Here is a 9,928-nt window from a genome sequence, read left to right on the forward strand (position 1 = left end):
GACATCACGTCACACAGGCACACGTGCGCGGGCGAACCCCGTGCAACTCCCGAACCGGCCGGTAGAATCGAGCCACGCCATCCGCCGACCGCAGCCGCGCCGCGGTCCCACCCCCGAAGGACTTCCGTGCCCGTGCAGACCGACCCCCGATCGAGCCACGAGAACGCCGAGGCCCCGTTCGAGGGCCTCTCCCCCGTGGCGCAGCCGCTCACCGTCGCCGAGGACCACCAGTGGGCGACCCTGGCGCACTTCGCCGGGGTGGTCGGCTTCGTGCCCTCGTTCCTCATCCACCGCGTCTTCCGCCGCCGCGGGAGGTTCACCGAGCAGGAGTCGCGAGAGGCGATGAACTTCACCCTGCTCCCCACGCTCGTGGTGGTCGCCGGCGTGCTGCTCGCCCCCGTCCCGTTCGTCGGCTGGTTCTTCGCGCTCGCCGCCGCCGCGGCCTGGCTGCTGCTGGCCCTCGGCTCCCTCGCCGGCGGGATCCGGGTCAACCACGGGGAGCCCTACCTCTACCGGTTCAACACCCGTCTGTACGACCGCCTCGCCGAGAAGCTGCGCGAGCGGTCGCGGGAGCGCGCCGCCCGCCGCTGAGGCACCCGCCGCCGGGTCCGGCGGGCGTCCACGGTCAGTCCAGCAGGCGCCGCACCACGGCGTCGCCCAGGAGCCGGCCCCGCAGGGTCAGCACCAGCGTCCCGCGCAGCGCCGGCCCGGGCTCCACGAGCTCGTCGGCGATGAGCCCGGCCACCGCCGCACGCCCGGCGTCGTCCAGGGCCGCCACGGGCAGGCCGTCCCGGATCCGCGCCTCGAGCATCACGCGCTCGAGGTGGCGGGTGTCCGCGTCGAGGATCTCCCGCCCGGCCGCGGGCGACTCCCCGGCCCGCACCCGGTTCGTGTAGGGCACCGGGTGCTTGAGATTCCACCAGCGCGTGCCGCCCACGTGCGAGTGGGCCCCGGGGCCGATCCCCCACCAGTCCTGGTTGTGCCAGTACGCGAGGTTGTGCCGGCTGCGGTGGGCCCGGGCGCCGGCGCCGCGGGCGGGCCGGGACCAGTTGCTCACCTCGTACCACTCGTAGCCGGCCTCCCCCAGGATCCGGTCGGCCAGCTCGTACTTGTCGGCCTGGTCGTCCTCGTCGACCGGCGGGACCTCCCCGCGCCGCATCCGGGCGGCCAGCCGGGTGCCGTCCTCGATGATCAGGGAGTAGGCCGAGACGTGGTCGGGCTCGTAGCCCACGGCGGTGCGCAGCGAGTGCTCCCAGTCGGCCAGGGTCTCCCCGGGGGTGCCGTAGATCAGGTCCACGCTCACGCCCAGTCCCGCCTCGCGCGCCCAGGCGACCGCCCGCGGCACGTTGTCGGGGTCGTGGGTGCGGTCCAGGACGGCGAGCACGTGCGGGGCCGCGGACTGCATGCCGAAGGACACCCGGGTCACCCCGGCCTCCGCGAGGACCCGCAGGGACCGCGGGGTCACCGAGTCCGGGTTGGCCTCCGTGGTGACCTCGGCGCCCTCGGCGAGGCCGAAGCTCTCCCGGGCCTGCCCCAGGACGGCGGCGAGGTCCTCCGCGGGCAGCAGCGTGGGGGTGCCGCCGCCGAAGAACACGCTGTGCAGGGGCCGGGCGGCCACGCCGGAGTCCTCCAGCACCCGGCGGGCCCACCGGACCTCCGCAGCGGCGTCGGCGGCGTAGGCGTCCTGGGACACCCCGTCGCCGAGCTCCACGGCCGTGTAGGTGTTGAAGTCGCAGTAGCCGCAGCGGACCGCGCAGAACGGCACGTGCACGTAGAGGCTGAGCGTGCGGTCCGCGGAGCCCTCGGCGGCGGAGGCCGGCAGCCGCCCGTCGAGCGGTGCGGGCAGACCCTCGGGCTGGGCGGGGGCCACTACTTCTTCTTGTCCTTCGCCCCGGCCTCGTCGGAGGACAGCGCCGCCACGAACGCCTCCTGGGGGACCTCCACCCGGCCCACCATCTTCATCCGCTTCTTGCCCTCCTTCTGCTTCTCCAGCAGCTTGCGCTTGCGGGAGATGTCGCCGCCGTAGCACTTGGAGAGCACGTCCTTGCGGATGGCGCGGATGTTCTCGCGCGCGATCACCCGGGAGCCGATGGCGGCCTGGATGGGGACCTCGAACTGCTGGCGCGGAATGAGCTCGCGCAGCTTGCCGGTCATCATCACCCCGTAGGAGTAGGCCTTGTCCCGGTGGGTGATCGCGCTGAACGCGTCGACCGGCTCGCCCTGCAGGAGGATGTCCACCTTGACGAGGTCGGCGGCCTCCTCGCCCTCGGCCTTCCAGTCCAGGGACGCGTAGCCCTTGGTGCGGGACTTCAGCTGGTCGAAGAAGTCGAAGACGATCTCGGCCAGCGGCAGCCGGTAGCGCAGCTCGACCCGGTCCTCGGAGAGGTAGTCCATGCCCTTGAGCTGCCCGCGCTTGGACTGGCACAGCTCCATGATGGCGCCGATGAACTCCGAGGGCGCCAGCACCGTGGCGGCGACCATCGGCTCGCGGATCTCGGCGATCTTCCCCTCCGGGAACTCGGAGGGGTTCGTGACGACGCGCTCGGAGCGGTCCTCCAGGGTGACGTTGTAGCTCACGGACGGGGCGGTGGAGATCAGGTCGAGGTTGAACTCCCGTTCCAGGCGCTCCCGGACGATCTCCAGGTGCAGCAGGCCCAGGAACCCGCAGCGGAAGCCGAAGCCCAGGGCCGCGGAGTTCTCCGGCTCGTAGACCAGCGCGGCGTCGTTGAGCTGCAGCTTGTCCAGGGCGTCGCGCAGCACCGGGTAGTCGGAGCCGTCGATCGGGAACAGTCCCGAGAAGACCATCGGCTTGGGGTCCTCGTAGCCGCCCAGGTTCTCGGCCGCCGGGCGCTGGTGGTTGGTCACGGTGTCGCCCACGCGGGACTGGCGGACGTCCTTGACGCCGGTGATCAGGTAGCCCACCTCCCCCACGCCCAGGCCCTCGGTGGGCTTCGGCTCGGGGGAGATCACGCCGATCTCCAGCAGCTCGTGCTGGGCGCCGGTGGACATCATCCGGATCCGCTCCCGCGGGGTGAGCCTGCCGTCGACCACCCGGACGTAGGTGACCACGCCGCGGTAGGTGTCGTAGACGGAGTCGAAGATCATCGCCCGCGACGGGGCGTCGGCCCGGCCCTCGGGGTACGGGATCTCCTGGACGATCCGGTCCAGGAGCGCCTCCACGCCCTCCCCGGTCTTGCCGGAGACCCGCAGCACGTCGTCGGGCTCCACGCCGATGAGGTTGCCCAGCTCCTGGGCGTACTTCTCCGGCTGGGCCGCGGGCAGGTCGATCTTGTTCAGGACCGGGATGATCGTGAGGTCGTTCTCCATGGCCAGGTACAGGTTGGCCAGGGTCTGGGCCTCGATGCCCTGGGCGGCGTCCACCAGCAGCAGCGCGCCCTCGCAGGCGGCCAGGGACCGGGAGACCTCGTAGGTGAAGTCGACGTGGCCGGGGGTGTCGATCATGTTCAGGGCGAAGTCCCGGCCGTCCACGTTCCAGGGCATCCGCACGGCCTGGGACTTGATCGTGATCCCGCGCTCGCGCTCGATGTCCATCCGGTCCAGGTACTGCGCCTTCATCTCCCGCGGCGTCACCACGCCCGTGGCCTGCAGCATGCGGTCCGCCAGTGTGGACTTGCCGTGGTCGATGTGGGCGATGATGCAGAAGTTGCGCAGGATCGACGGGTCGGTCGAGGCGGGAACCGGGGGGTTGACGGCCAGCGGTGACACGGGCGGTCCTTTCTCCGGGAGGTCGTCGCTTCCGGCAGGTCCTGGGGCTACCGGCGGGTGGATCGCGCCGGGGGATTCAGCTGTCCAGTTTCCCACGTTTGCCGGTGGGGGGCCATTTCGTCCCGCGCCGCGCCCCGTCCACGACGGCGACGACCTCCGCCCACCGGTCGGGCCCGTGGCTAGAGTGGGGCGCATGAGGCTGAACCTGGGCGCCCTGGGGCGGCTCGCCGCCCGCGCCGTGGACGTCTACCACCGTTCTGCGAGGCCCCGCCCCACCGCGCGGCCGCGGGCCGGCGAGGTCCGGCCCGCGGGGCTGTCCCGCCCCTACCCGGGCGACTGGACCGGACCCGTCCGCCCCGTCTACCGCCCCCTCTCGGACGGCCAGGCCGACCCCGGGGAGATCGTGTGGACGTGGGTGCCCTTCGAGGAGGACCACCGCCGCGGCAAGGACCGGCCGGTGCTGGTCGTGGACCGCGCCGGGGACGACCTGCTGTGTCTGATGCTCACCTCCCGGGACCGCACCGACGGACTCGACCCGGACCCCGACTACGTGGACGTCGGTGCGGGGCTGTGGGACCCCCGGGGCCGCCCCTCGGAGGTCAAGCTCGACCGCGTGGTGCGGGTGCTGCCCGCGGACGTGCGCCGGGAGGGCGCGGTCCTGCCCGAGGACCTGTTCGACCGGGTGGCCGCACGGCTCGTCCGCCGGCGCGGCTGAGCCCCCGGGCCCCCGGCCGGGCGCGTGTCGTCGTCGCCCGACGGGCGGGTGCGGTCTGCTAGACTGTCCTGCTGTGTGTCCGCGCTGGTCGTCGGGCACTGCAGGGCGGTCGCCACACGGGCGTCCCCACTCCCACTCAGTCACATGGCCGGCCTGTTTGCCCTCACTGACCGTATTCCGCACCCATCGCCAAGGAGTCACACGTGGCCAACATCAAGTCCCAGAAGAAGCGCAACCTCACGAACGAGAAGGCGCGCCTGCGCAACAACGCGTACAAGTCCGAGCTGAAGACCCTCGTCCGCCGCGTCGACGAGGCCGTCAGCGCCTCGGACAAGGAGACCGCCCAGGACGCGCTGCGCGTCGTCTCCCGCAAGCTCGACAAGGCCGTCAGCAAGGGCGTGCTGCACAAGAACAACGCGGCCAACAAGAAGTCCGGTCTGGCCAAGCTGGTCGCCAAGATCTGATCCGCGGTCCCGCGACCGCCGCACCGGAGGCCCCGTCCCGCGCAGGGACGGGGCCTCCGTCGTGCCCGGGCGGCCGCCGGGGACCCGTCACCGGGCGCGGCCGCCGCCGGCGGCTCAGTGGCGCCCGGACAGCGCGATCGTGGTGATCGCCCGCTCCACGGCGTAGGCCGGGTCCCGCCCCTCCCCCTTCACCTGGGCGTCGGCCTCGGCCAGCGCCCGCAGGGCGCGCACCAGGTCCTCCTCGGAGAAGCGGCGCGCCTCCTCCTGTGCCCGCTCGACCTGCCACGGGGCGGCGCCGACCCGCTGCGCGAGCTGGCCGGCGCCCCCGCGGGTGCCGTGCACCTGCGCGATCGTGCGCAGTTTCGCGGCCAGCGCCCCCACCATGGGCACGGGGTCCACGCCGGTGTCCAGGGCCTGGCGCCAGAGCTTGAGGGCGTTCTCCGCGCGGCCGGCCAGGGCGGCGTCGGCCACCTTGAACGCGGTGGCCTCGACCCGGCCGCCGTAGTACTTCTCGACGTCGTCGAAGGTGATGCTCTCCGGCCCGTCCGAGAGCAGCTGCGCGCACGCGGCGGCGAGCTCCGCCGTGCTGCTGCCGACCGCCGCCGCCAGGGCCCGGGCGGCGTCCGGCTCGATCCGGCGGCGGTGGGTGCGGAACTCCGTGACGATGAACTCGGACTTGTCGCGGTCGTTCTTCAGGGGCTTGCACTCCACCACGGCGGCGCCGGCGGCCTTGAGCGCGTCGAGCAGCTTCTTGCCGCGGTTGCCGCCGCTGTGCTCCCACAGCACGACGACCTCCGGGTCCGGGGCCTGGACGTAGGCGAGGCCGTCGGCCAGGCAGTCGTCGTTCATGGCCGCGAGGTTGGAGACGTGGATCAGCTTGGCGTCGTCGAACAGGGACGGGCTGGCCAGGGCGGCGAGCTGGCCGGGGGCGTAGGCGGCGGCGTCGACCGTGGAGAGCTCCACGGGACCGCGGCGGTCCTTGAGGAGGTCGCGGACCCGGTCGCGGGCGCGGGCGGCGAGGTAGTCCTCCGGACCGGTGAGCAGGACGAGCGGGGCCGGTTCGACGTCGCGCCAGGTGGGGCCGGCGGCGGGTGCGGGGCGCCGTGCTGGGGTCATGGCCGCGTCCTCCTGTGCTGGCGGCCGGGCGGCCGCGGGTGGGTCGCCCCCAGTTTCTCACGGGGCCGGGACACCGGAGGCCCGACGGCGACCCGGTGGTGGCCCGGCCTCGGCCGACGTCGCGCCGCGGTCCCCGATCGGCCCCGCGGCTCGCTAGCGTGGGGTCCATGACGCAGAACACGAGCACCGAAGAGCACAGCACCGGCACGCACACCGGGAAGGTCGCGGTCGTCACCGGGGCCTCGACCGGGATCGGGGAGGCCACCGCCCGCCGGCTCCGCGCCGCCGGCTGGACCGTCTACGCGGTGGCCCGCCGCGCCGAGCGCCTGGAGGCCCTGGCCCGGGAGACCGGGGCCGTGCCGGCCCCGTGCGACATCACCGTCGACGCCGAGGTGGAGGCCCTGCGGGAGCAGGTGCTCGCCGAGCAGGGCCGGGTGGACGCGCTGCTGAACATCTCCGGCGGGGCCCGCGGCACGGACCGGGTGGCCGACGCGAGCACGGAGGACTGGGCCTGGATGTACGAGGTCAACGTCCTGGGCACGATGCGGATCACCCGGGCGTTCCTGCCGGCGCTGCGGGGCAACGGCGAGGGCACGGTGCTGAACCTCACCTCCCTGGCCGCCCACCGGGCCTACGAGGGCGGGGCGGGCTACAACGCGGCGAAGTTCGCCGAGCGGGCCATGACGGAGGCGCTGCGCCTGGAGGAGGCCGAGCACAACGTGCGCGTGGTCGAGATCGCCCCCGGCCTGGTGCACACGGAGGAGTTCTCCCTCAACCGACTGGGCGGGGACCAGGAGGCCGCGGATGCGGTGTACGCAGGCGTCGAGAAGCCCCTGACCGCGGCGGACGTGGCCGAGGTCTGCGCCTTCGCCGTGGAGCTGCCCCACCACGTGGACCTGGACACCGTCACCATCAAGCCGGTGGCCCAGGCAGCACCGCACAAGGTGATCCGCGCCGGCTGACGCCGCCCGGCGCCCCGGGGCAGCGAGGGCCGGGCGGGGAGGGCCTGGGCGGGGACCGGGCGTCCCCCGCGCTAGCCGTCGACGGGCAGCGCGCGCAGCCGGGCGCCCTCCCGCAGCAGGCGCACGCTGCCGTGCTGGTCGGTGCGCACGAGCGGCACCCCGGCGTCCCGGAGGTGGCCCAGGATCTGCGGGTGCGGGTGTCCGTAGTCGTTGTCCCGGCCTACCGAGACCACTGCCAGCGCCGGGGTGGCCGCGTCGATGATCGCGGTCCCGCCGTTGCGGGCGCCGTGGTGGGAGACCTTGAGCACGTCCACGTCCAGTTGCGCTCCGGCGGAGCGCAGCAGGGACCGGGCTCCCTGCTCCTCGAGGTCGCCGGCGAGCAGCCAGGACGTCGCGCTCCCGTCCGCCCCGGTGAGCTCGGCGCGCAGCACCAGGGAGGCGTTGTTCTCCTCGGCGGAGGACGCGCCGCCCCAACGGCGCGGGGCGGCCGGTGGGGTGAGGACGGTCAGGCGCAGGCCGCCCACGGTGCGGGTCTGCCCAGGTGGGGGGCGGTGGGCCGCCACGCCGGGCAGGTCCTCCCCCAGTTCCGGCGGCGGGTCCGGGTCGGCGGTGCCGTACCAGACCTCCGCCGCACCCCCGAGCCGCGCCACGGCGGCCAGTCCCCCGGTGTGGTCGGCGTGGGCGTGGGTGAGGACCAGCAGGTCGAGGTGCTCCACCCCGCTGTCCTCCAGGCATTGCTGCAGCGCCCGCGGGTCCGGGCCCGTGTCCACGAGCACGGCCCGCCCGGGGGCCGTCCGCAGCAGCACGGCGTCGCCCTGCCCCACGTCGCACAGCACCGCCTCCCACGGGGGTGCCGGGCGGCGGGCGTCCGTGAGGGCGCGCAGGGCCAGCACGGCCAGCAGGAGCAGCAGCAGCGCCGCCGTCGCCGTGCGCCGCCGGCGCCGCCGGCGGTCGCGGTCCCGCCAGTGCTGCTCCGGCAGCGCCGGAGGCGCCGGTCCCCCGCGCAGGGCGCCCGCCACGGGCCGGGGGCGGCGCCGCCGCACGTCCAGCAGGTGCACGGCCCCCACGGCCGCCGCGCTCGCCGCGGCCATCAGCACGGCTCCGGGGACGCCGTCCGGCCACGGGGCCAGGGCGCCGGGGGCCGCGGCCAGGGTGCGGGCGGTCCCGGCGATCAGCTGCGTGCCCCAGCCGCCCACCGTGAGCGGCAGGAGGGCCGCGGTGTCCCCCGCCGGCAGGTGCAGCGCCAGCAGCCCCGCGAGCCCGCACACGGTCACCGCCGGCACGACCGGGGCGGCGACGACGTTGGCGACCAGGGCGTAGACGGGCACGGCGGGCTGCAGCAGCACGAGCACCGGCGCGCACCACAGCTGGGCCGTGGCCGGGACCGCGACCGTGAGCGCCAGCGCGTCCGGCATCCACCGGCCGAGCCACCGGGTCAGCGGCCGGGCGGTGACGACGATCCCGGCGGTGGCCAGCACGGACAGGACGAAGCCGTACTCGGCGGCGAGGGCCGGGTGCAGCACGACGAGGACGAGCACGGCGCCGGAGAGGGTGGCGAGGGACACGGCGGTGCGCCCGGTCAGCAGACCGATCGCGGCCAGCCCGCCCATGGTCGCGGCGCGCAGCACGGAGGGGTCGGGTCCCACGAGGAGCACGAAGGCGCCCAGGGCTCCGAGGCCGGTGAGCAGGCAGGTGCGGCGGCGGGCGCCGAGGACCAGCGCGGCGTGGCCGGCCAGGACCGTGACGAGCGCGCAGTTGGACCCGGAGACGGCGGTCAGGTGGGTGAGCCCGGTGTCCTGCATCGCCTGCTCCAGCTCCTCGCCGAGCCCGGAGCGCTCGCCGAAGGTCATGCCGGGGAGCAGCCCGGCGGCGTCGGGGCCGAGCGCCGCGGTGCTGAGCACGAAGCGTTCCCGCACCCGGTCCCGCGCCGTGGGCGGGGCCGCCGGGAGGACGGTGGGCGGGGCGGCGGCGCGCAGGGTCGGGGGCCCGGGGCCGGGTCGCCGGCCGCCACGAGCGCCGCGGTGATCCGCCGGCCGGGAGTCAGCGCGGACCAGGCGGGGCCGTCGGCGAAGACGGTGACCGTGGCCTCGGCGGGACCGGTGCGGCCGCGGTGGGTGAGTTCGTGCAGGACGAGCTCGAGCACCACGCCGGTGCGGTCCTCCCCGGCCGGACCTGCCGCGGGGGCGGTCCACGGGCGGGGTCCCTCGGCCACGTCGGCGGTCACGACCAGGGTCCCTCCGCCGGCCAGGGCCTCGCCCAGGGCGCCGGAGGTGCTGCCGTGCCGGTCGGCGGAGGCGCTGAGCAGCACGGCGGCCATCGCCAGGGCGCTGAGCGCGAGGCTCGACCAGGGCGGCCCGTGCGGCGCCCGGTCCGGCCGGACGGTCGTCGGGACACGGACCCCGCTCCGGCCGAGACCGCCCCGGACGAGATGGGTGAGGACGAGATCGGTCCGGGCGAGGACGGTCCGGAGGAGGACGGCGGCCAGGACCAGCGCGGCGAGGTACCCGCCCGCCGCGGCCGCGGTGCCCGCCGGGGTGAGGTGGGTGCCGAGCAGGCCGGTGAGCCAGGCGCCCACGGCGGCGGGGACGAGCCGGAGGTCCCACGTACGGCCCGGAGCACGGGCGTCGCGGTGCTCCTGGTGCTCCAGGGCGCGCGCCCAGCGGGCGGCGGGGCCCCTCACACGGTCACCAGCGGGAGCAGGGCCTCCAGCAGGGTGGGCCCGATGCCGGGCACGGCGTCGAGATCGGTGGTCGCGGCGAAGCCGCCGTGCTGGTCGCGGAACTCCACGATCCGTCCGGCCAGCACCGGGCCGACCCGGGGCAGGGCCTCCAGCTCCGCGGCGGTGGCGGTGTTGAGGTCCAGGGTGCCGCCGGGGGCCGAGGCGCCGGAGCCTGCGGCCGCGGCGGCGCCGTCGCGCCGCGGTGGTCCGGCGACCGCCTCCGCAG

General features: G+C 75.2%; 10 protein-coding genes. 4 read left to right on the plus strand and 6 right to left on the minus strand.

Annotation, left to right across the window (positions count from 1 at the left end):
- Nucleotides 1–126: 126 nt before the first annotated feature.
- Complete coding sequence (locus tag BJF77_RS11610; protein WP_047802638.1) at nt 127–591, plus strand: DUF4870 domain-containing protein; 465 nt, start codon at nt 127–129, stop codon at nt 589–591.
- Between the two features lie 34 nt (nt 592–625).
- On the opposite strand, the gene hemW is transcribed toward BJF77_RS11610, so the two are convergent.
- Nucleotides 626–1,870 carry a radical SAM family heme chaperone HemW gene (gene hemW, locus BJF77_RS11615; protein WP_047802637.1) on the minus strand — a complete coding sequence of 415 codons (1,245 nt, stop codon included), beginning with the start codon at nt 1,868–1,870 and terminating at the stop codon, nt 626–628.
- Complete coding sequence (lepA, locus tag BJF77_RS11620) at nt 1,870–3,726, minus strand: translation elongation factor 4 (protein ID WP_075872259.1); 1,857 nt, start codon at nt 3,724–3,726, stop codon at nt 1,870–1,872. Before lepA ends, hemW begins: the two co-directional genes overlap by 1 nt.
- Before the next feature lie 193 nt (nt 3,727–3,919).
- Here lepA and BJF77_RS11625 point away from each other — a divergent pair, with 193 nt between their 5' ends.
- Both BJF77_RS11625 and rpsT read left to right on the plus strand, forming a co-directional pair.
- Nucleotides 3,920–4,441 (plus strand): type II toxin-antitoxin system PemK/MazF family toxin, encoded by a 522-nt coding sequence (locus BJF77_RS11625; RefSeq protein ID WP_075872260.1) that lies wholly within the window; start codon nt 3,920–3,922, stop codon nt 4,439–4,441.
- A gap of 203 nt (nt 4,442–4,644) precedes the next feature.
- On the plus strand, nt 4,645–4,905 hold the full coding sequence (rpsT, locus tag BJF77_RS11630) for a 30S ribosomal protein S20 (RefSeq protein WP_047802634.1): 261 nt from the start codon (nt 4,645–4,647) through the stop codon (nt 4,903–4,905).
- A gap of 114 nt (nt 4,906–5,019) precedes the next feature.
- On the opposite strand, the gene holA is transcribed toward rpsT, so the two are convergent.
- A complete protein-coding gene (gene holA / locus BJF77_RS11635; protein WP_075872261.1) occupies nt 5,020–6,021 on the minus strand; it encodes a DNA polymerase III subunit delta in 1,002 nt (333 codons plus the stop codon).
- 167 nt (nt 6,022–6,188) lie between these two features.
- Between holA and BJF77_RS11640 the strand changes: the two genes are divergently transcribed.
- Nucleotides 6,189–6,983 (plus strand): SDR family oxidoreductase, encoded by a 795-nt coding sequence (locus tag BJF77_RS11640; RefSeq protein WP_075872262.1) that lies wholly within the window; start codon nt 6,189–6,191, stop codon nt 6,981–6,983.
- Nucleotides 6,984–7,054: 71 nt separating this feature from the next.
- On the opposite strand, the gene BJF77_RS11645 is transcribed toward BJF77_RS11640, so the two are convergent.
- The 3 genes from BJF77_RS11645 to BJF77_RS11655 all read right to left on the minus strand — a co-directional run.
- A complete protein-coding gene (locus tag BJF77_RS11645) occupies nt 7,055–8,884 on the minus strand; it encodes a ComEC/Rec2 family competence protein (protein ID WP_075872263.1) in 1,830 nt (609 codons plus the stop codon).
- Nucleotides 8,830–9,663, minus strand: coding sequence for a hypothetical protein (locus BJF77_RS11650; protein ID WP_075872264.1), 834 nt, complete (start codon nt 9,661–9,663; stop codon nt 8,830–8,832). The genes BJF77_RS11645 and BJF77_RS11650 overlap by 55 nt, the downstream gene beginning before the upstream one ends.
- On the minus strand, nt 9,660–9,928 hold a 269-nt coding region (locus tag BJF77_RS11655), incomplete at its 5' end, for a helix-hairpin-helix domain-containing protein (protein ID WP_139318549.1). The genes BJF77_RS11650 and BJF77_RS11655, both read right to left, overlap by 4 nt.

Origin of the sequence: Kocuria sp. CNJ-770, assembly GCF_001942375.1 — a bacterium.
Taxonomy (GTDB): Bacteria; Actinomycetota; Actinomycetes; order Actinomycetales; family Micrococcaceae; genus Kocuria; species Kocuria oceani.